Source organism: Cupriavidus sp. LA-1 (genome assembly GCF_055385985.1).
Map to the genome: position 1 here is coordinate 1,735,805 of NZ_AP031388.1, position 20,644 is coordinate 1,756,448.

Annotated in this window: 19 protein-coding genes; 16 read left to right on the forward strand and 3 right to left on the reverse strand. The window is 61.1% G+C overall.

The genetic code is table 11. The features are described from left to right. Positions 1 to 214 precede the first annotated feature (214 nt). Complete coding sequence (locus ACZ5MJ_RS27060) at positions 215 to 991, reverse strand: GntR family transcriptional regulator (protein WP_464224003.1); 777 nt, start codon at positions 989 to 991, stop codon at positions 215 to 217. A 382-nt stretch (positions 992 to 1,373) separates the two neighbouring features. On the opposite strand from ACZ5MJ_RS27060, the gene ACZ5MJ_RS27065 reads away from it, so the two are divergent. The 11 genes from ACZ5MJ_RS27065 to ACZ5MJ_RS27115 all read left to right on the forward strand — a co-directional run bounded on the left by ACZ5MJ_RS27065 (position 1,374) and on the right by ACZ5MJ_RS27115 (position 14,285). Next, on the forward strand, positions 1,374 to 2,516 hold the full coding sequence (locus ACZ5MJ_RS27065; RefSeq protein WP_464224004.1) for an acyl-CoA dehydrogenase family protein: 1,143 nt from the start codon (positions 1,374 to 1,376) through the stop codon (positions 2,514 to 2,516). Further along, positions 2,513 to 4,000 (forward strand): class I adenylate-forming enzyme family protein, encoded by a 1,488-nt coding sequence (locus tag ACZ5MJ_RS27070; RefSeq protein ID WP_464224005.1) that lies wholly within the window; start codon positions 2,513 to 2,515, stop codon positions 3,998 to 4,000. The genes ACZ5MJ_RS27065 and ACZ5MJ_RS27070 overlap by 4 nt, the downstream gene beginning before the upstream one ends. A 56-nt stretch (positions 4,001 to 4,056) precedes the next feature. After that, a complete protein-coding gene (locus ACZ5MJ_RS27075) occupies positions 4,057 to 5,064 on the forward strand; it encodes a 2-hydroxyacid dehydrogenase (RefSeq protein WP_464224006.1) in 1,008 nt (335 codons plus the stop codon). 31 nt (positions 5,065 to 5,095) lie between these two features. Then, on the forward strand, positions 5,096 to 5,971 hold the full coding sequence (locus ACZ5MJ_RS27080; protein ID WP_464224007.1) for an amidohydrolase family protein: 876 nt from the start codon (positions 5,096 to 5,098) through the stop codon (positions 5,969 to 5,971). A gap of 157 nt (positions 5,972 to 6,128) precedes the next feature. Then, positions 6,129 to 7,334 carry an aminotransferase class I/II-fold pyridoxal phosphate-dependent enzyme gene (locus tag ACZ5MJ_RS27085; protein ID WP_464224008.1) on the forward strand — a complete coding sequence of 402 codons (1,206 nt, stop codon included), beginning with the start codon at positions 6,129 to 6,131 and terminating at the stop codon, positions 7,332 to 7,334. Positions 7,335 to 7,370: 36 nt separating this feature from the next. Beyond that, complete coding sequence (locus ACZ5MJ_RS27090; RefSeq protein WP_464224009.1) at positions 7,371 to 8,189, forward strand: ABC transporter substrate-binding protein; 819 nt, start codon at positions 7,371 to 7,373, stop codon at positions 8,187 to 8,189. Positions 8,190 to 8,216: 27 nt separating this feature from the next. Then, positions 8,217 to 8,915 carry an amino acid ABC transporter permease gene (locus ACZ5MJ_RS27095; RefSeq protein ID WP_464224010.1) on the forward strand — a complete coding sequence of 233 codons (699 nt, stop codon included), beginning with the start codon at positions 8,217 to 8,219 and terminating at the stop codon, positions 8,913 to 8,915. 12 nt (positions 8,916 to 8,927) lie between these two features. Beyond that, a complete protein-coding gene (locus ACZ5MJ_RS27100; RefSeq protein ID WP_464226618.1) occupies positions 8,928 to 9,674 on the forward strand; it encodes an amino acid ABC transporter permease in 747 nt (248 codons plus the stop codon). 2 nt (positions 9,675 to 9,676) lie between these two features. Beyond that, complete coding sequence (locus ACZ5MJ_RS27105; protein WP_464226619.1) at positions 9,677 to 10,426, forward strand: amino acid ABC transporter ATP-binding protein; 750 nt, start codon at positions 9,677 to 9,679, stop codon at positions 10,424 to 10,426. 147 nt (positions 10,427 to 10,573) lie between these two features. Beyond that, positions 10,574 to 13,063 (forward strand): DNA ligase D, encoded by a 2,490-nt coding sequence (gene ligD, locus ACZ5MJ_RS27110; protein WP_464224011.1) that lies wholly within the window; start codon positions 10,574 to 10,576, stop codon positions 13,061 to 13,063. A 217-nt stretch (positions 13,064 to 13,280) separates the two neighbouring features. Then, complete coding sequence (locus tag ACZ5MJ_RS27115; protein WP_464224012.1) at positions 13,281 to 14,285, forward strand: SDR family oxidoreductase; 1,005 nt, start codon at positions 13,281 to 13,283, stop codon at positions 14,283 to 14,285. A 320-nt stretch (positions 14,286 to 14,605) separates the two neighbouring features. On the opposite strand, the gene ACZ5MJ_RS27120 is transcribed toward ACZ5MJ_RS27115, so the two are convergent. Further along, the gene (locus ACZ5MJ_RS27120) at positions 14,606 to 15,658 is read right to left on the reverse strand and encodes a sigma-54 interaction domain-containing protein (protein ID WP_464224013.1); all 1,053 of its coding nucleotides are present in this window, start codon (positions 15,656 to 15,658) and stop codon (positions 14,606 to 14,608) included. Positions 15,659 to 16,010: 352 nt separating this feature from the next. On the opposite strand from ACZ5MJ_RS27120, the gene ACZ5MJ_RS27125 reads away from it, so the two are divergent. The 5 genes from ACZ5MJ_RS27125 (at position 16,011) to ACZ5MJ_RS27145 (ending at position 20,283) form a co-directional block, all read left to right on the forward strand. Beyond that, positions 16,011 to 17,411 carry a sigma-54-dependent transcriptional regulator gene (locus tag ACZ5MJ_RS27125; protein ID WP_464224014.1) on the forward strand — a complete coding sequence of 467 codons (1,401 nt, stop codon included), beginning with the start codon at positions 16,011 to 16,013 and terminating at the stop codon, positions 17,409 to 17,411. Between the two features lie 159 nt (positions 17,412 to 17,570). Next, positions 17,571 to 18,434 (forward strand): sensor histidine kinase, encoded by an 864-nt coding sequence (locus ACZ5MJ_RS27130; RefSeq protein WP_464224015.1) that lies wholly within the window; start codon positions 17,571 to 17,573, stop codon positions 18,432 to 18,434. 223 nt (positions 18,435 to 18,657) lie between these two features. After that, positions 18,658 to 19,041, forward strand: a complete 384-nt coding sequence (locus tag ACZ5MJ_RS27135; protein WP_464224016.1) for a hypothetical protein — start codon at positions 18,658 to 18,660, stop codon at positions 19,039 to 19,041. Positions 19,042 to 19,115: 74 nt separating this feature from the next. Beyond that, entirely contained in the window at positions 19,116 to 19,574 is a 459-nt protein-coding gene (locus ACZ5MJ_RS27140) for a PRC-barrel domain-containing protein (RefSeq protein ID WP_464224017.1), read from the forward strand. Between the two features lie 145 nt (positions 19,575 to 19,719). Continuing rightward, positions 19,720 to 20,283, forward strand: a complete 564-nt coding sequence (locus tag ACZ5MJ_RS27145; protein WP_464224018.1) for a low affinity iron permease family protein — start codon at positions 19,720 to 19,722, stop codon at positions 20,281 to 20,283. A gap of 126 nt (positions 20,284 to 20,409) precedes the next feature. Here the strand turns inward: ACZ5MJ_RS27145 and ACZ5MJ_RS27150 are convergent, their stop codons facing one another. Further along, on the reverse strand, positions 20,410 to 20,598 hold the full coding sequence (locus tag ACZ5MJ_RS27150) for a DUF3008 family protein (RefSeq protein ID WP_464224019.1): 189 nt from the start codon (positions 20,596 to 20,598) through the stop codon (positions 20,410 to 20,412). Positions 20,599 to 20,644: the final 46 nt, after the last annotated feature.

The following is a 20,644-nucleotide window of genomic DNA, read 5'->3' on the forward strand; positions in this document are numbered from 1 at the left end:
TTTTTGCCTCCGCGCAGGCAGAGTGCGTTTGCCTTGGCGTTGCCCGATCGCAGAACCTGCTCAGTTGTGGTCCAGGGCCGCGGCGCTGGGCATATCCGGTCGCTCGTGAGCGTTGTCTATCAGCGCCACAGCAGGCCATTTGGATGCACGATGGCTATGCGCCACAGAAGTGCACTGGAGGGCTTTCTGTTGCTCAACGATCCAAGAATCAGCCTCAATTATTCAAATGCAGGGTGGTTTGGTATTTATATAGGAGCCCGTTATAAAAGCCGTCGGCATAGAGGATCAACTCGCCGGAACTATTGCGGAACCAGCGCTGGATACGAAGGCCAGGAGTACCGTTCTTGACCTGCAGCGCACGCGCCAGATGTCCCTTTATATTGAATGCGCTGACTGTTTGCTGGATGTCGGACGGACGCTCGCCGAATTGTTGCCCAATCTGCTCGATAAAGATGACAACGGGGGAGAGCCGATTGAGGTGGAGACCTTGAGCGACGCCCGAGTACATGGGATGAATCCATAAATGGCTAAGCATCGCCGGCGCCTCCTTGTTACCGCTTGTCCAGCGCAGGACTTCAAGGTGCCGCCAGTGTTGACCAACAGCGCAACCAATGGTGCTGGCCAGCGTCGGATCAGCAGCGATATCGGCGCTTGCGGTGATCATCTGCTGACCGCCTTCGGCGAGCTGAACAAGATCACCTAGCGAGGTCAGCCTTATGGTCTGCTGGTCTTCGGTTCTGTCTGCGATGACGCGCGTTCCGATCGGCCTCTGCTTTCGAACATAGCCTCGGTCCTGCAGCGCGCGTAGCGCAGAGCGAACGGTGAAACGGCTGACTCCGAACATCGCGCATAGGGCTTCCTCTGTGGGCAAGAGAGATTCCACCGGATATCGGCCGCTGCGGATATCGGCGAGGAGCGACTGCGCCAGCAACAGATGTTTGGGCGGGCGGGATCCGAGATTGTCCAGGCTGGAATGTGGCGTGGGACTCATCACTGATGTTCCTCGCCCGGACCAGCGCTCGTTGACAGCCGGATTGCCGCGGCCGTCCTTTGGCGGTAGTGCGACCGAGCCGCGCAGCTGAAGCCGTGCTCGTGGTCACGCCCGTTCCTGCCTGATACATGTGCTGGTATAGAAGGCCGGGCGCGCGGGCACGTCTTGCTGTGTTGAATATGTTTCACGGTCGTCGCGTTAGCGAATGTTGAGGTAAGCGTCCGGGGAGTCGAAGTGGCCTCCATCGGGATGGTCACCAGTTTCGTTCGTCGCCAAACGAAAGGCGATGTTAGCGGAACCACAGTCTTGACGCCACAAACGCTTCATCCTATCATTGTCCGGACAATCAAATGATAAACGAAACCACCTGCGAGACACAGCAATGAATCTGGAACTACGTCTGAAAGACCCGGCCTGGGCTTCTTCCGCAATCGAGAGCATTCGGGAATTTGCTGGGGTCATCCAGGGTGACATGGCCAAGGCTGCACGTGAGGGCGTGTTTCCTCGCCACGCGTTCAATGAACTCGGGCGGCGAGGCCTGCTCGGAATGCTTACCCCGCGGGAGTACGGGGGGTTGGGTTTCGGTGTGCCTGAGTACTGCCTGGTGGAGGAGGAATTGGGCCGCTACGGCCTGGTAAGTGGGCAGACGCAGGCCCAAGGCGAACGCTGGCTGAACGACTGGGGAACACCGGAGCAGAAGGCGAAGTACCTTCCTGGACTTGCCAACGGGAGCATCCTGTTCTCTGAATCGATATCCGAACCATCCGCTGCCTCATCCTTGAAGAATCTTCAGACCACCGCCAGGCATGAAGGTGGTGGGTGGGTCATTAGCGGAGAGAAGTGCCACATCAATATGGGTGTCGAGAGTGACCTCACGCTCGTCTACGCGATGGCTCCGGAAGGGCTGACCGCATTTCTGGTAGATACGGATCAGCCTGGTGTTCGGCGCGAACATACCCATCCCATTGGACTTCGCTATTCGCCGACAGCGAACATGTACTTTGATGATGTTCGCGTTGGACACGGCGCGATCCTTGGTGAGGTCGGCAAGGGCCTTGCAACCTTTGTATCCACCTTCAATGTGAGCCGGCTAGGGAACGCGTCCACGCTGATTGGCATAGCGCGGCGTGCTCTTGCCGAAGCCTCGAGATACGCGGTTACCCGCCCGGTCGGGTCCGCTGTCGTCGCAGACTTTCAGGGGAACCAATGGACGATTGCGGAATGCTATGCGGAGATCCACGCCGCGGTTTTGGCTCGTGATCATGCAGCCAACCTCGCACAACAAGGTCACGAGCACGCGATGCAAACAAGTGTCGCGAAGCATCTCGCGATCAAGGCCGCCGAGCGAGTTGTGAGCGACGTCTACGCCTTGATCGGTGGATACGGTTTGTATGAGGAGCAGAACTTCGGCCAGTTCATGCTCGACGTGAAACTGCTGCGCGTGGCCGGTGGATCGAGTGAAATCCTCAAGAATCACGTCGCAAAATGCATCCTGCAGGATGCTCAACTGATGGGGCTGGCATGAACAACCTGACCGAGCTGATCGAGGTTGCAGCCCTCGATCGTCCCGACGCATCCTTCGGCACCTGTTCACAAAACGACTCGTTGCATCGATTTGTTGAGCGGGCTCGAACAGTCGCGGCTCAGTTTCGCGATGCTGGCTTCCGGCGAGGAGACATCGTAGCTTTCATCGGTCCAAATAGCGCGGGGTACCTTGTCACGTGGATGGCAGCCCAGTTCGTGGGGCTGCAGACGGCATTGATCAACCCCTCATATCCTGATGAATTGCTTGGCGCGATGCTCGACAATCTGGGCGCGCGTGCCATCTTCTGGCTGGGCCGTAGCCCAGGAGGGTTGGCTGACAGGACTGAAGCACAGTTGGATCTGACGGGAGCATGGCAAGGCGAAGTTTCCGTGCAAAGCCCCCTCCTCTCCCGCGTCGTCCTGGAATCAGATAGCGATGGACGCTGCGCAGACCCCGCCGGCGTAGCAGCATACATCCATACTTCGGGAACGACCGGACTGCCGAAGTTCTGCGCGCTGAGTCATGGCTATTTCATTCGGTTGGGCCGCTTTATTGCCGATTCGCATGGGCTCTCACATTACGACAGGGTCCTCTCGCCACTGCCGATGTTCCACATCAATCCGATGGGGTACGGCGTCGTGGGTTCGCTCACGGCGCGAGCGTCGTTGCTTTCGATGGATCGCTTCCAGGCGCAAGATTTCTGGTCGCTGGTCAAGGCGCACCATATTACCGCGCTGATATTGCATCAGCCGCCGGCAAATCTGTTGATGGCCAAGACGACGCGAGCAGAAGCACAAGGTCACCAGATCAGAATAGCCTTCGGGTGCGTGCCGGATTTTCTTGAAAAATTTGATATTCCGATCGGTGTGACGGGGTATGGATCAACGGAAGCTGGCGGCCTTTGCCATACGCGCATCGTACGTCCGGACGACGCCGACTTTCCGCCGGAAGGTCCGTCCAGCATGGCAGGACAGCCTCGTTCGGATGTCGAATATCGTATAGCCGATGACGGCGAGATCTGGGTGCGTGGGCTGCATCATCAGACCTTGTTCTCGGGGTATCTGCGAGATGGAGAGATACTGGCTCAGACCGACGCCGAGGGATGGTTCAGGACAGGAGATCGTGGGCGTCTAGACTCGTGTGGAGATCTCATCTTTATTGAGAGAATGAGTGATTCAATTCGCGTCAATGGCGAGTATGTCCCGATCGGATTTGTTGAGGAGCGGTTGAGGCGGGTCGAGTCTCTCGGCGAGTTCGCACTTTGGCGGATAGATTCCCCGGCGCGTGGACACGAGGTCGTGCTCTACACGACCGCGCATCATGTCATCGAGTCCGAAGTGCATGCGGCGCTATTTGATTTGCCGAAATATATGCGCCCCACGCGGCTCATTCGAATTGAGAAGCTTCCGCTGGACACCGGAGTCGGTAAGGTACAGCGGCGATTGCTCAATGACCAACCGCGACTCAGTGAAGTTTGGCTTTGAAAAGCCGAACGTCAATCGAGCAATCTCTTGAGATGCGAAACCAAAGGAAGCCGCCAATGTTACGCGTGGTATTGACAGGAGAGTATGGGAGGGTTTTTCTTGACCCGGTGAAACATGCTGTAGGCCAGGAGAACGCTGTAGACCTCTGGCTGCCATCCGAAGGTGCTGAGCGGATGGTGGAGATCGCAAGGGAAGCTGAAGTGATTGTCGCGTCGGCCGAGTGGGTACTCCACGAGAAACGAACGCTGGTGAAACGGACGCTCCAGAATGCGGGGAAACTCAAGCTGATACTGGTGCCATTTTCCGGAATGGATTGGCTCGATCGGGCATGGTTGCCTGCGGGCACAGTGGTCAGCAACACGAATGTCGGCATCGACCCGATTGCGGAGTACGTGATGCTCGCGATGCTGCAGTCGGCTATACCCCTACGGGAGATGGACAGCGAGTTACGTGCAGCTCGCTGGGGGTGGGGAGGTGCCTCGGTGCTTGGCCGCAAACATCATGAGCTTCAGGGGCGCACCATCGGACTGGTGGGGTACGGCCGCATTGGCCACCGCGTAGCGGAGTTAAGCAAGGCTTTCAGAATGCGAGTCATTGCTGTCAGCCGCAACCCGGGGATCGATCACAGTCTCGATTGGTACAAGGGGACCGATGGTCTCGACGATCTGCTGTCGCAAAGTGACTATGTTCTTTTGTCCGTACCCGGAGGGCCTGAGACGCAAGGATTGATCGGTGCGGCACAACTGGCGCGCATGAAAGCAGACGCAGTCCTGATCAATATCGCGCGAGGATCTGTCGTTGACGAAGATGCGCTGTACGAGGCATTGCGAGAGAAGCGAATCCGCGGAGCTGTGATCGACACCTGGTACCGCTATCCGGAGGCGGGCGAGAAAACTTGCCCACCGGCGACGCGGCGATTCGCTGACCTCGACAACGTCGTCATGACTCCACATGCGGCGGGCTGGACGGAGGAACTCGAAGCTCGTCGAGTCAGCGCTATTGTTGCCAACGTAAAGCGATTTATGTCTGGCGATGAACTCTTCGACATTTACCTGCGCGCATGAGCGGGCCAATCTTACGATACGAGATTTGAATATGTCCGCTGTGGAACAGGAAAGCCTGCCGCCGCTCGAGTCCTATACGACTCCCACTTTCGTCGTGCCGGACGGAGCATGGGATTGCCATTCACACGTGACGCCGCGCGGGAACTGGGCGCTCGTTTCCGACGCTAGCTATCTCCCTGCACCGGCACCACCCGAGAAGCATAGAAAGATGAGGGCAGCGCTAGGCTTTCAGCGAGGTGCTGTTATCCAGGCGAGCGTCTTTGGGACGGATAACACTGGCGTGATCGAGGCACTTACTGATGAACCCGGCATCCTGCGCGGTGTGGTAGTTGCGGGTCAGACGATTGATGACGCGGAGATCGAACGCTTGCATGGCATCGGCGTGCGCGGGATGCGTTTTATCACCAATGGTCTCGGTGGCACCGTAGGAACGCAAGCGATGGTTGCGCTTGCGCCTCGCATTGCCGAGTTCGGTTGGCATGCGGAAGTACTTCCTGGTCCAACACAATGGCCAGAATTGCTGCCTGTACTGGAAGCGTTGCCGTGCAGAATCGTCATCGATCATATGGGTGGCTTGCCCCCAGAGTTCGGCGTAAATCATCCGACAACCCTGGTTATCCGAAAATTGCTCGTTGAGCGAGGCGCATGGGTCAAGTTGATCGGCTATCGCTTGTCGGACGACCTTATGGATAGTCGTGTCATTGAACGCGCCCACGTCTTCTATGGTGATGCGCCGGGGCAGATGATTTGGGGAACGGACTGGCCACATGTAGGCATAAGGAAGCCGGTGGATGCTGGCCAGCTCCTCAACGCCTTCGCACGCTGGTTCGACAACGACTCGGAAGTCATGCATCGCGTGCTGGCAATGAATCCGGCGTGCTTGTTCGATCAGCATGATTCAAATTGAGCCCCTGGCGATGACTGCTGCTGGCTTTGCTATCCATCAGGGCCGAAATCGCCAACGGAATGGTGAAGCAATCGTGGCTCGCCAAGGCACCTGGTCCTCACGGTCTTTGATCCAACGCATCACTCAACTCGCGCCCGCTTCGTATCCGGAGAACTTCATGAAAACCTTGCTGGCCCACCGCCTTGACGGTGTCAAGCCTTCGCCAAGCATGGCGGCCAAGACGCGTGTCGATGCGTTGCGCGCTGCAGGTCGGAGCATCGTCGACTTCACCATCGGCGAGCCCGACTTCCTGACACCGAAGCACATCATGGACAGCGGCGTTGCCGCCTTGATAGCGGGACAGACGCGCTACACGTCGCCCAGCGGAACGCTCGCTCTGCGACAGGCGATCGTCAACAAATTTCGGCGCGAGAACACGCTGGAATTCAAGCCCGAGAACATCGTTGTCGGGAATGGTGCAAAACACATCATCTACAACGCCTTCGCAGCTACCTTGAATGAGGGAGACGAAGTCGTGGTGCCTGCACCGTACTGGGTTTCGTATCCAGACATGGTAGCGCTCCATGGGGGCAAGGCCGTTGTCGTATCCAGTGATGCAAGCCACGGATTCAAGCTGACGCCGCAGGCTCTGGAATCAGCGCTATCTCCTCGCACGAAGTGGCTGGTGTTGAACACACCCAACAACCCGACCGGTGCGGTGTACACAGCCAGCGAACAGGTCGCATTGGGTGCCGTACTGCAACGGCATTCTCATGTCTGGCTGATGACCGACGAGATCTATGAGCATTTCGTCTATGGCGACGTAAAGCATGCTTCCCTGCTCCAGATGGTTCCGGAACTGGCAGAGCGGACGTTGATCATCAATGGCGTTTCCAAAGCCTATGCCATGACGGGCTGGCGTATCGGCTACGGCGCAGGTCCAACGCCGCTGGCGCAAGCAATTGCGATGTTGCTGTCGCAGAGCACATCGTGTCCGAATGCCATGGCCCAGGCGGCGGCCGTGGAGGCACTCAATGGGCCGCAGCAATGCGTTGCAGACGCGGTGGCAATCTTCGGCCAGCGCAGGGATCTCATTGTGGAGCTCCTGAGAGAAGTTCCTGGTATCGACTGCGTGTCGCCAGACGGCTCGTTCTACGTCTTCCCCAGTGTGGCTGGACTTATGGGGCGGGTGACGCCCGGGGGAGGGGTTTTTTCCTCCGATGTTGACGTCATGCGCTACTTTCTGGAGCACGCGAGTCTGGCAGTGATCGATGGAACTTCCTATGGGATGCCCGAACATCTTCGCCTCTCCTTTGCCACTTCCTTCGAATTGATTGAGCAAGGTTGCAACTTCCTTCGGGATGCTGTGAACGACCTCTCCTGAGCATCACCCATCGCGAACCCGTCTGGAGAAGACACCATGAAGACTTCTGTTCTGACTCTCGTTGCCAGTGCCGCCCTGATGCTGCTGGGCAACCCCGCACGCGCGGACCAACTCGCTGACATCAAATCGAAGGGGGTGTTCGTCTGTGGGACGCTCGGTACCGCCGAGCCCTTCAGCTTCTCCGATACGAAAACCCGCGAGGTTGAGGGCTACGACGTGGACTTCTGCAGGGCGTTGGCAAAGTCCCTCGGTGCGCAGCTTGAGGTGAAGCTCATTTCCGTGGCAGCACGCATCCCCGAGCTTCAACAAGGCCGTGTTGACGTGGTCATTGCCAGCCTTGGGTGGACCGCCGAACGCGCCGAGCAGATTGCCTTCAGCGACCAGTATTTTGTGAGCGAGCAGAAGATGGCGGTACGCAAGGACAGCGGCTACAAATCCCTCCAGGATGTGTCAGGAAAGCGCGTCAGCGCTCTCAAAGGCTCCAGCTCCGAGATGCTCGTGCGCAAGGCAGTTCCCGGGGCGACGACCATCACCTTCCAGGATCCACCGAGCGCATTTCTCGCGATGCTGCAAGGGAAAGCAGATGCCTTTGCCATTGGGGAGCTCTACCTCGAGAAGTATCGCCTGCAATCTGAAAGCACCGTCCCCATCGTGAAGCTCGAGCCATCACTGGCGTCTGAACCGTGGGGAATCGGCATGCGCAAAAGCGAGCCGGGCTTGATCAAGCACGTGAACGCCGTGCTGCAGGCGATGGAGAAATCGGGAGAGGCGCAGCAGATCTTCGACAAGTGGCTGGGTAACCAGACCATCTACAAGATGAAGCGCCGCTTCAAGATTGAGCCGATCAAAGGCTGATCCACATACTGCAACAGGAAACTGACCGTGGATCACAAGCTCGACTTTTCAGTGTTGCTGCGAGGTGACTATCCGAAATGGATCCTTGACGGCGTCATCACCATGTTTGAACTCACGCTGGCGGCGTGGTTGCTCGCGATGGCTTTGGGGACCATGCTTGCCGTGGCACGCATGAGCAACATCCGAATAGCAAAGATTGCCGTAGCGATTTATGTTGAGTATCACCAGAACGTGCCCATGCTGGTCCAGGTCTTCCTTTGGTACTTCGGCATCCCCGCGCTCTTGCCGCTGCCGTGGCAGCAGTGGATCAATGCATATAACAGCGCATTCGTGTTGGCTTTCATTGCTGGGGGGCTGTGCATGGCAGCCTATGTCTCCGAAGGGCTACGCGGGGGGATCCGATCCATTCCAAGGTCCCAGTTGGAGGCCGCGCGCGCCATCGGCCTTTCCTATCTTCAGGCAGCGCGTCTCGTAGTGGTCCCTCAGGCGCTGCGGATTGCACTGCCTACCTTGGTGAGTTATACGGTACTGCTGTTCAAGAACACCAGCCTGGCCATGGCAATTGGCGTTGCTGAGTTGACTTATGCAACCCGTGAAATTGAGAGCCAGTCATTCAGGACCGTGGAAATTTACCTGCTATCAACTGTGATCTACCTTGGATTTTCCTTGGTGATCATGAAAGCAGGAATGTATCTTGAAAGTCGCTATCGAATTCGAGGGAGATAGGCTGTGGATAGCATTCTTCTTATCTTGCGCGACTATGGCACTCTGCTTCTCGTAGGTCAGTACCCCAATGGGCCGCTCGGGGGATTGGCGGTCACACTGCTTCTTTCCTTGCTTGGTTTGACGCTCGCCTTTCCGATTGGCGTAATGATCGCAATCGCACGCATCAGCCCCTTTCGCTGGCTGCGCTGGCCTGCGAGTGGGCTGGTCTATGTCGCGCGCGGCGTACCGCTGCTGATGTTCATTTTCTGGGTGTATTTCTTCGTCCCTTTGCTCATTGGTCGCACGGTCACTGGCTTCACGACCATGGTGGTGACACTTGTGATCTACCAAGCGGCCTACCTGTCCGAGATCGTGCGATCCGGCATTGAGGGCTTGCCCAAGGGGCAAGCCGAAGCAGCGCGTGCCGTGGGGCTGAGCTACATCCAGGCGATGAGCAAGGTAATCCTCCCCCAGGCTCTCTACAACATGATTCCAGCCTTGGTCAGCCAGTTCGTTTCAACGGTCAAGGAAACCTCGCTGGGGTATGTGATCAGCGTGAACGAAGTCACCTTTGCGGCGACGCAGATCAACAGTTCGCTGATGACGCAGCCATTCCAGGTGTACTTCATCCTTGCCGCCATCTACTTCTGTCTCTGTTTCTCACTGACGCAACTGGCGCGCTTCCTTGAGCGCCGCATCACAGCTCGACGCGAAGGAAGCCGCCAGTCCGTGGTGGCTGTTGTATCACCCTCTACCACCACTACGGAGACAGCCGCGTGAATATGAATTTCAGTAAAGAACCTCTCCTCACCTTCAAGGACGTCAGCAAGTGGTACGGGGAGTATCGCGCGCTAAGCAGCATCAGCGCGGATGTCCACAAAGGTGAAGTCGTTGTCGTGTGTGGGCCATCAGGCTCAGGGAAATCCACACTGATTCGAACTGTGAACCGCCTGGAAGAGATCCAAAGTGGAGCAATTCATTTCGACGGCAAGGACGTGCATGCGTCATCGGTCGATATCAACAAGTTTCGCAGCCAGGTTGGTTTCGTATTCCAGAGCTTCAACCTGTTCCCGCATCTTTCCGTTGCCCAGAACATCATGCTCGGGCCGGTCAATGTACGTAAACATCGGCGCGCAGAGGCAAGAGCCCGTGCTCTCGAATTGCTCGATCGTGTCGGTTTGGCATCGAAGGTCGACGCATTTCCTGGACAACTTTCGGGAGGCCAGCAGCAGCGTGTGGCAATTGCGCGAGCATTGGCGATGGATCCCCCGGTCATGCTGTTTGACGAACCGACCAGTGCCTTGGATCCTGAGATGGTTGGCGAAGTGTTGCAGGTGATGAAGTCACTGGCGTGCGATGGCATGACGATGATGTGTGTCACACACGAAATGAACTTTGCCCGGGAGGTTGCGGACCGGGTGTGGTTCATGGATCAGGGGAGTCTGGTCGAGGTCGGAGTACCGGACGAGTTTTTCTCGAAACCTGCCAGCGAGCGAGCGCGCAAGTTTCTTTCTGAACTGCGTACTCACTAGAGTTCCATTTCAGTGGTGTTGCGCCGGCGGGAGTGGTTTCAAGGGAATTGGGTGTGGTAGACGTGCCTCGATTTCAGGCTGCTGATGGTTTATCGGTCCTGTGATCGCCCACTTTGCATACGGTTGGCGCGTGTGTAAGCTATCTGGATGGCACATGAAGTACTTGACCGGTACCGCGGGAAGCGTGATTTCCGCATTACCACCGAACCTTCTGGAAGCGGTCGGAGGAGGCGCAGCAAAGCGCGCGCGCTCCGATTCGTAGTTCAAAAGCACTGGGCCAGACGTCTGCATTACGACTTCCGGCTCGAGCTTGACGGTGTGCTGTTGAGTTGGGCTGTCCCAAAAGGGCCAAGTCTCGATCCAGCGGAGAAGCGGATGGCGATCCACGTGGAGAATCATCCGCTCGACTACGCAAGCTTCGAGGGTACGATTCCGCCAAGGCAGTATGGCGCGGGTACGGTTATTGTCTGGGATCGCGGGACATGGGAGCCAGTTGGCGAACCCCAAGCTGGCATCGAGGCCGGGAAGCTGGAATTTCTGCTGCACGGTCGGAAGCTCGCGGGGCGTTGGGAACTGGTCCGAATCTCGAAGCCCCAAGACACAGGCGATCATTGGATACTGTTTAAGAAGCGAGACCAGTGGGCGCGGTCACTGGCTGATTTTGACGTCATCACCGCGTACCCTGACAGCGTCATTGCGCATCCGCTTGACCCTCTCGATGCGCCGACAGCGGGCGCGAATACCGCCAGGGCTCCAGGAGCGCATCTGGTCGGAGCGCGAAAGTCAAACGCACCGACTCACCTGTCCCCGCAACTCGCAACGCCGACAACGTCATTGCCGGATGGAGGAACCTGGATCATCGAGGCAAAATTCGATGGATACAGGATTCTGGCCAGAATTCTTGAATCAAAGGTGGCCCTTTTTACTCGTGGAGGCGAGGACTGGACGAGGAAGCTGAAGAGTCTCGCATTAGCGCTTGAGAAGCTGGATATCTCCGAGGGCTGGATTGATGGCGAGATCATTGTACTGCGCGATGGCTTGCCTGACTTCAACGCGTTGCAGAATGTGTTAAAAAACCGGGGTAAGAACGAAATTGTTTATTTTGTCTTTGATATTCCGTACTGGGAGGGACGCGACCTTCGGCGCTGCCCGTTGAGCGTGCGCCGTACCCATCTGGCGACATTGATTGATGGGAAGAGTGAGCGGGTGCGGTTCAGCGAGAGCTTCGACGCGCCACCGGCGGAGGTCTTTCGGGCCGCATGTGAGATTGGCTTGGAAGGCTTGCTGTTGAAGCGGGCTGATTCGCCCTACACCTCGACGCGAAGTTCTGACTGGTTAAAGGTGAAGTGTAAATTGCGGCAGGAGTTCGTCATCTGTGGTTTTGGCGAGCGCGCAGCTACACCCGGAGAAGTCGGTCGGCTTCTGCTGGGTGTTTACAAGCAGGATGAACTTCGATTTGCCGGTAGTGTTGGTACCGGTTGGACCAGGAAAACTGCCGCTGAACTGCGGCGAAAACTTGAAACACTGCAGGCCAGTGATCCACCTTTCGATCCGGCTGAGACCGGTCTCGAACATTTGCCACGTGGCAGGTCAAGTGCCATACATTGGGTTAAGCCAAGAATGGTAGCGGAGGTGGAGTTTTCCGAGTGGACACGCGATGGCCGTGTCCGTCATGCCTCATTCAAAGGTTTGCGCAGCGACAAGTCGCCGAAGGACATCCATCAGGAAGCGGTTCAATTCGATCCCAGCGTCAGCGTGTCTCGCAGTTCAGTGAAAGTAACTAACCCCAAACGCGTGATCGATCCCGCAAGCGGTATCAGGAAGCTGGATCTGGTTCGATACTATGAAAGCGTGGCGGACTGGATGCTCCCCCATCTTGTTGCGCGTCCAGTAGCACTCTTGCGAGCACCGGATGGCATTGACAAGGAAGTCTTCTTCCAAAGACACCTCGAATCGAGCCGGCTGCCAGGGCTTACCGAGCATCCGAAATCGTTGTGGCCAGGACATGGTGCCTTGGTGACAGTCGATTCAGCCGACGCACTAGTCGCAGCCGCTCAACTTAATTCAGTTGAGTTTCACACCTGGAACTCGACGGTTGCAGCGCTTCGCTACCCAGACCGCATTGTCTTCGACCTTGACCCGGGCGAAGGTGTGCCGTGGCAGCATGTCCAGGAGGCGGCGAAAGTGGTGCAAGGCTTTTTGAGGGAGCTGGCGTTGAAATCATGGCTCAAGACCAGCGGGGGAAAGGGCCTGCACATTGTAGTCCCACTAGCGCCGGAGTTGGATTACACCGCGGTCAAGGGCTTTTCACGGGCCGTGGTGCGTCATCTGGCGAAGATTCTTCCCGAACGCTTTGTCGCCAAATCGGGAGCCAGTAACCGCAAAGGCAAGGTGTTCGTGGACTACCTTCGCAATGGCTTCGGGCAGACGACTGTCGCCGCATTTTCGGCCCGAGCCCGCCCCGGCATGGGGGTATCGATGCCAGTGTCATGGCGTCAACTCCCGGAACTGAGGGGCCCGGACTATTGGACCGTGCGCAATGTGCGTGAGTATCTGAGTTTTCAGCGCACCGATCCCTGGCGCGACTTCTGGAAGACGGCTCAGACGTTGACGGTTGCTATGGAACGTCTAGGCTGAAAGAGGAGCGGTCGGCACCGCGGCGCTTGCCTGCGGATGTTGAAATCGGCGCCCGTCCTGCAGCGGCGCGGGCATGTGGTTCTTACCGGCTGTTGTAAATCTGCCGTGGTCGTCATGCCCGCCTTCCGCCGTCACAGCCGGGGCGCGACGGGAACGTTCCTTGCGGCTCCCAACCGGCACGCCCGGCGCCATGCCAGGCTCCCCAAGGAGGCGGCAGATGAAACCGACCCTGAAGAGAATCAGCGCGCAGGTCATTGTCCTGACCGGCGCCAGCAGCGGCGTGGGCCTGATCACCGCGCGCAAGGCGGCGCAGCAGGGGGCGCGTCTGGTGCTGGTGGCGCGCAGCGAGGGATCGTTGCACCAGTTGGCCGAAGAGCTGCGCGAGCAGGGTAGCGAAGTCATCACCATCGTGGCCGATGTCGGCAAGCATGAAGACGTTGGCAAGGTGGCGCAGGCCGCCATCGAGCGCTTCGGCCGGTTCGACACCTGGATCAACAACGCGGGCGTCACAATCTTCGGGCGCCATTGCGATGTGCCGCTGGAAGACCAGCGGCGCCTGTTCGACACCAATTACTGGGGCACCGTGCATGGCTCGCTGGCGGCGGCAGCGCACTTGCGCGAGCACGGCGGCGCCATCATCAACATGGGCAGCGAGGCGGCCGATGGCCCCATGCCGCTGCAGAGCGCCTATGCGGCCTCGCAACATGCGATCAAGGGCTTTACCGATTCGCTGCGGCTGGAACTGGAGCAGGAACAGGCGCCGGTCAGCGTGACGCTGATCAAGCCGGCGGGGCTGGAGACGCCGCTGGCGATGCACGCCAAGAACTTCCTCGAGGTCGAGCCGCGCCTGCCGCCGCCGCTGTATGACCCGGCGCTGGCGGCCGATGCCATCCTGTTCGCCGCCGAGAATCCGCGCCGCGAGCTGTTCGTGGGCGCGGCCGCCAAGGCGTTCTCGGCCGCGGCGTACCATGCGCCGCACACCTTCGACCGCTTTATGCGCCGCTTCATGGGCCGCGCGCAGCAGACGCGCCATCCGGCCGGCCCGATCGAGGACAACGCGCTGTACGGCAGCGGCAGCGGCCTGCAGGAACGCACCGGCACCCGTGCCGCGCTGCATTCGTGCCCCTATACCACCACGGCGCGGTATCCCATGTTGGCCACGGCGCTGGTGGTTGGCGCTTCGGCGGCGGTCGCGGCGATGGTCCAGTGGCGGCGGCGCTAGGGTCTGTTCCCATATAAAACGTACGCGCGTTGGCCCGAGCCGGGGTCAGCTACGCGAAGGGCGTCGCCGCAAAGGGTCATTCCCTTTGCAAGGCGCCCGACAAAGTAGATGGCCCCGGCTCGGGCCAACCCGCAGGGCAAGGGGGATACGCGGCGCATGGCGTCGTTGCCAGCCGCTTGCTTGGAATGACCAAGCGGCGCGACTGGCGCCTAGCCCTGCGCCGCGTATCCCCCTTGCGCGCGCACGCTTTATATGTGAACAGACCCTTGCCTGTTTGCCCGGCAACTGCCTGCGCGGTGGCCGAGCCGGTGCCCGCCCCCTCACAAGGAACGGTAGGTGTCCAGGCGGTTATACAGCGTCTTCAGGCTGATGCCGAGCGCACGCGCGGCCTGGCGCTTGTCGCCGTCAAAGCGCGCCAGCGTGGCCATGATGATCTCGCGCTGGGTATCGGCCAGCGTAGTGCCGACGCGCACGTTGACCACGCCGTCGACGGTGGTGGGCCGCGGCGGCTGCGTCGCCAGGTTGGGGTTGCCGACCTCCACGACCTTGTCGGCCAGGATAAAGGCACGGTAGACCGCGTTCTTCAGCTCGCGCACATTGCCGGGCCAGTCGTAGCGGACCAGCCGGTCAAGCGACCCTGCGGAGAATGACTTGTCGGTGCGCTCCATGGCGTTGTATTCGGCCAGGAAGTGGCGTGCCAGCGGCACGATATCCTCGGGCCGTTCGCGCAGCGGCGGGATATGCAGCGGAAACACGGCCAGCCGGTACAGCAGGTCTTCACGCAGCTGGCCTCCGCGTACGGCCTCGACCGGGTCGCGGTTGGTGGCAGCCAGGATGCGCACGTCGGTGGTGATCGGCGTATCGCCGCCGACACGGTGGAAGGTGCGGCCCTCCAGCACGCGCAACAGCTTGATCTGCATCTCGAGCGGCATTTCAGTGACTTCGTCGAGAAACAGCGTGCCGCCCTGCGCCTGCTCGAAGTAGCCGGCCTTCTGCTCGATCGCGCCGGTGAAGCCGCCTTTCTCATGGCCGAACAATTCGGACTCGATCAGGGTGGGCTGGATGGCGCCGCAGTTGACGGCGATAAAGGGGCCGTTGTGGCGAGCGCTGCGCTCATGCACGGCGCGCGCCACCACTTCCTTGCCCGAGCCGCTTTCCCCTACCGCCAGCATGGTGACATCGGTGGGGGCCACGCGCTCGATCTGGGCCAGCACGCGCTGCATCGCGGGCGATGTGCTTTCCCGCAGCAGCGACACCTGGGACGGCATGGCCCGGCGGGGCACGGCTGCGCCTGCCGGCGCAGCCGTGCCGGCAGGCTGGCTTGAAGCGGGTGCGGCATGGCTGCGCCGCGGTGTGCTGGCTGTCACTGGCACGGTGGGGGCCGGTGGATACTCGCGACGGAGACTCGGTTTTGGGGTGCGGTTGTCGGCAGAAGTTCCTATGCTAGCCCTTGCCGGGAGGGGTTGCCATAGCCATGCGGACCCGTGCGGAAAGTTCCGACCCCTGTGTCAGACGGACACCGGCAACGGTCGTGCCTGCCCGGGCTTAGACTTGCAATACGCAGTGTGGACCATCCATGTGGACCAGAGTCCGCAGTCAAAGCCGTGCCGCCCCCTGTGCCCGTCGTGCCCGCCACGCATGGAGCGTGCCGACGGACGTCCCATCCGGAAGCAGGTGCCCCACCGCCTTTGGCCAAGTTTCGATTAGGTCTCACTGACGGATCGTATGCCCCACATCCTGATTGTCGATGACGACGAAAACGCCTGCGCCGCGCTGGCTGAGATCGTGGCCATGGAGGGCTTCACCTCGGCCACCGCCGGCAGCCTGCGCGAAGCGCGGCTGCAGATCGGCTGGCGCATGCCGGAGGCGATCGTGGCCGACCTGCGCCTGCCGGACGGCAATGGCATGGAACTGTTCGAGGAAGTCGGTGCCTCGGGTGTCGACGTCATCCTGACCACCGGCTACGCCAGCGTGGAAAGCGCGGTGGAAGCGCTGCGCGCCGGCGCGACCGATTACCTGGTCAAGCCCATCAATGTGGCGCGCCTGCAGACCGTGCTCAGGCGCCTGGCCACCACGGGCGAGCTGCGTGCGGAGATCCATTCGCTGCGCGGCGAACTACGCCGCTATGGCCGCTTTGGCCGGCTCATGGGCAGTTCCGAGGTGATGCAGGTGGTCTACGACCAGCTCGCGCGCGTGGCGCCCACTGAAGCCACCGTGCTGCTGATCGGCGAAAGCGGCACCGGCAAGGAGCTTGCCGCGCAGACCGTGCACGAGCTGTCCTCGCGCCGGCGCCAGCCGTTCCTGGCGGTCAACTGCGGCGCGATCTCGCCCACGCTGATCGAGAGCGAGATGTTCGGGCACGAGCGCGGCAGCTTCACCGGCGCGGACCGCCAGCACAAGGGCTATTTCGAGCGCGCCGACGGCGGCACCCTGTTCCTGGACGAGATCACCGAGATGCCGGCGGAGTTGCAGGTCAAGCTGCTGCGGGTGCTGGAGACCGGCACCTTCATGCGCGTCGGGACCAACCGCGAGTGCCATGCCGATGTGCGCGTGCTGGCGGCCACCAACCGCAACCCCGAGGAGGCCGTGGCCGACGGCAAGCTGCGCGCCGACCTGTTCCACCGCCTCAATGTGTTCCCGGTGGAACTGCCGCCGCTGCGCGCGCGCGGCGACGATGTGATCCAGATCGCCAACATGATGCTGGAGCAGCTCAATGCCGAGCAGGGCACGCAACGCCGCTTTGCGCCCAATGTGCTGGACAGCCTGCGCCTGCATGCATGGCCCGGCAATGTGCGGGAGTTGCGCAACTTCGTGCAGCGCGCCTTCATCATGGCCGACGATGACCTCATCGCCGAAGTGCAGGTGCCGCTGCAGGTCGCGGCCACGCAGGCGCCGGGCACGGCGGTGGTGTCGGTGCCGGTGGGCATGTCGCTGGCCGACGCCGACCGCCAGCTGATCTTCGCCACGCTCGAACAGTGCGCCGGCGTGAAAAAGCATGCCGCGGAGATCCTGGGGATCAGCCTGAAGACTTTGTACAACCGGCTGGAAGATTATGCCGCCCGTGGCGAATTGCCGGAGTGGCTGCGCGCCTCGCGCAACGACACGGGTTCCTCGGCGACCGGCTGACCGCGTGCGCGATGGCTTGTGGCCGCGGGGATTGCGGGTTTCTGGCGCAAGCCGGGCGGCGGCTGCGGCCCGCACAGCACGTTTCTTGCTTCCTTGCAATGCAACAACCCCGGCCGATCCGGCCTGTCAAGCCCGGCGGCCGACCCTGCCGACATGCACATGACGCAGCAATCCCCGCAGTCCGGCCAGCCGGACGCTCCTGACCCGCCTGCCGAGGCCGTGCGCGGCGTGCAGGAGGTCGGCGCGCTGATCGAGCAGTCCGCGCACGATCTGCGCTCGTCGCTGAACGCCATCCAGAGCTGGGCCTATGTACTGGACCGCGCCCTCGATACCACACCGGCGCCGGCACAGCGCGCGCTGGATGGCATCCGCTCCGGCATGCGGCAGCAACTGGCGCTGATCGAGGAAATGGAGGAAGCGGTGCGGCTGCTGGCCGACGAGAGCATGCCGAACTGGCAGCACATTGACCTGCTGGCGCTGGTCGCCCGGGCTATTGCCGACCGCCGCGCCGCGGCCGACGCGCGCGGCGTGCTGCTGTCCCCACTGACCACGGACGGCGCGGCTGCTGAATCGCCGCAATCCTGCGAAGCGCCGCAATCGCAGGATGTGCCGGAAGCGCCGGGCTTGTCGGCAAGCGACTATTGGATCGACGGCGACGCCGCGCGGCTGGCCCCGCTGCTGCGGCACCTGCTGGTGCACTGCATCTGGCGCGCCCCGGCTGGCGGCGCGGTCGGCGTACACCTGTCCAGCGAGGCGGATTGCGTCAAGCTGCGCATTACCGAAAGCCCGCCGCTGGACCGTCAGCGCGGTGCCAGCCGGCTGGCCGCGCTGACGGATTTCTTCGGCCGCCGGCCGGCGCAGGGCGGCGCGTCCCAGTCCCGGCAAAGCAGCGCCCTGCTGCTGACGCGCCGCATGGTGGAAATGCACGGGGCGGCGCAGAGCGCGGAGACCGACGGTTGCGACAGCGACAAGATCAGCGTCTGCATTGCCGTCAGGTTCCCGCGCCACATGCGCCGCGCCTGACGCGCCGCCTGCCCTGGCGCCCCAATGCAGCCGCGCACACTGATGTAGTTTTTACCGGCCAGGCCCCAACGCTACGCGTACCGCCTGCCCGACAAGGCAGCCGCGCACGCCACGCACCGCGTTGGCGGCGGCGTTCACAGCGCCCGGTGGCCTTGCGCATGGCACGCGTCGGTCTGGCCCGCCCCTTGCAAGGATGAATGAACCAACCAAGGAGGGAACGACCATGCCCAAAGCCAGCCGCAAGTCAGCCAAGGCGTCGAAGGCTGCCAAGGCGATGACATCCCCGAAAGCCGACAAGTCGCAGGCTGGCCGCGTGAGCGGTCCGTCCGCGGGCAAGGCCAGCGCTGGCAGCAAGCCAGCCGCCGGCGACAAGCAGCGCAGCAAGGAAGCCAGGACCTACCAGGCCGCCGTGGACGATTCGCTGGAGATGACATTCCCGGCCAGCGACCCGATCTCGCCGAGCGCAGCCATGCATGCCGAAAAGAGGACGCAGACCGCGCGCGATGATGTCGACTGGAAGCTCAGGCGAGGCAGCGAAGCGCAGCCCGTGGGGGCCAAGCCGGCCGGCCAGCGCAAGGGCGCCTCGGCCAAGCCGTCCAAACGCTGAAGCGCCCATCATCGCGGGCCGCTTCAAAAGCTTCTGCACCCTTTCCGCAACGGAAATGCCAAGAGGAGGCATCGATGAACCCAGTTCAACCTGAAGCCACCGGCGAAAAGTCGCGCGGCGCATCCATCGTGGGCGGCATTGACCGCGATTCCCCGGGTCCTGGCCCGTTCGTGATGGCGGCCGATACGCTCGAAGGCAACAAGGTGGTTGACCCTGCCGGCGACGATATCGGCACCATCGACCACATCATGATCGACGTGCTGGGCGGGCGCGTCGCCTACGCCGTGCTGGCGATGGGCGGCTTCCTCGGCATCGGCGAAAAGCGCTTTGCGTTGCCGTGGTCCGCGCTGACGCTGGATACGCGGCGCAAGTGCTTCGTGCTCGGCGTAGAGCGGGACAGGCTCAAGGCAGCACCGGGGTTTGACAAGGACCACTGGCCCGCCATGGCGGATTCGCAGTGGGCGACCAGCATCCACCAGTACTACGGGATTTCGCCATATTGGGAGGCGGACCGGTATGACCCGTGGGGCTGAGCGGTTGGCATGAAGCCGGGGGAGCGAGGCGCCGGAGGCAGGTCCGGCGTTTCGCTTTTTCAGCCCGCCGTTCAGGCCTGGTGATTCACCTGCCCAAGGCCGCGCGCCGGCCCGATCCGGCGATGCATTCCGTAGGAGCGCAACGATGAGCAAATCCAGCCCAATGCCACCTGGCCTCGGCCATCGGTCCGGGTCCGGCAAACATGCCAGCGTGCTGCACCTGTTTGACCGCTTTGCCGGCGCGGCGACCCGGCGCGCGGGGTCGCCCACCGCATTCGTGCTGGCGCTAGCCGTGGTCGTCGCATGGGCCATCACCGGTCCGATGTTTGGCTACTCGGAAACCTGGCAGCTGGTCATCAATACGGGCACCACCATCGTCACCTTCCTGATGGTGTTCCTGATCCAGCAGAGCCAGAACAAGGACGCGGTGGCGGTCCACCTGAAGCTGAATGAACTGCTCGCCTCGCACCGTGAAGCCAGCAACATGCTGGTGTCGATCGAAGACATGGATGAGGAAGAACTGCGCCAGCTGGTGATGTTCTATCGCCACCTGGCCGAGCTTGCCGACAAGGAAGACGGCATCAAGTCGAGCCACTCCCTGGACGAGGCGCGCGAGAACCACGCCGCCAAGCGGCAGGCGCGCGTCTCGCGCGGACACAGGGGTCGGACTGCTGGCAGCGGTCCGGCTACGGCCACCACAGCGTCCTAGGCTGCGGGCACGCTGCGCTGCCAGATGCCGGCAGCGGCGCCCGACGCCATCAAAAACGGAAAGAGCGGATGACGCTCGCTCACCACGGGGCCAGCCGGTCTCCCGCAGGAGGCCGGCGTTTACGGATCAGCTGTCCGACTTGTGCTTCGGCATGCCCTTGGTCGGGGTCGAAGCCATCTTGTCGAGTGCCTTCTCGCTCATCGACTTGTTCATCGAGCGTGAAGGTCCTTTCAGCGAACCGGCCTTCTTCTCGCCGCGCTTTGCGGAGAGCGCCGCTCCGGCGGCCTGTTGTTGCGCCTTGGATTTTGCTGGCATCTGAGTCTCCTTGCGAAGAGTGGGAAGGGCCGGGCGATGCAGCGGT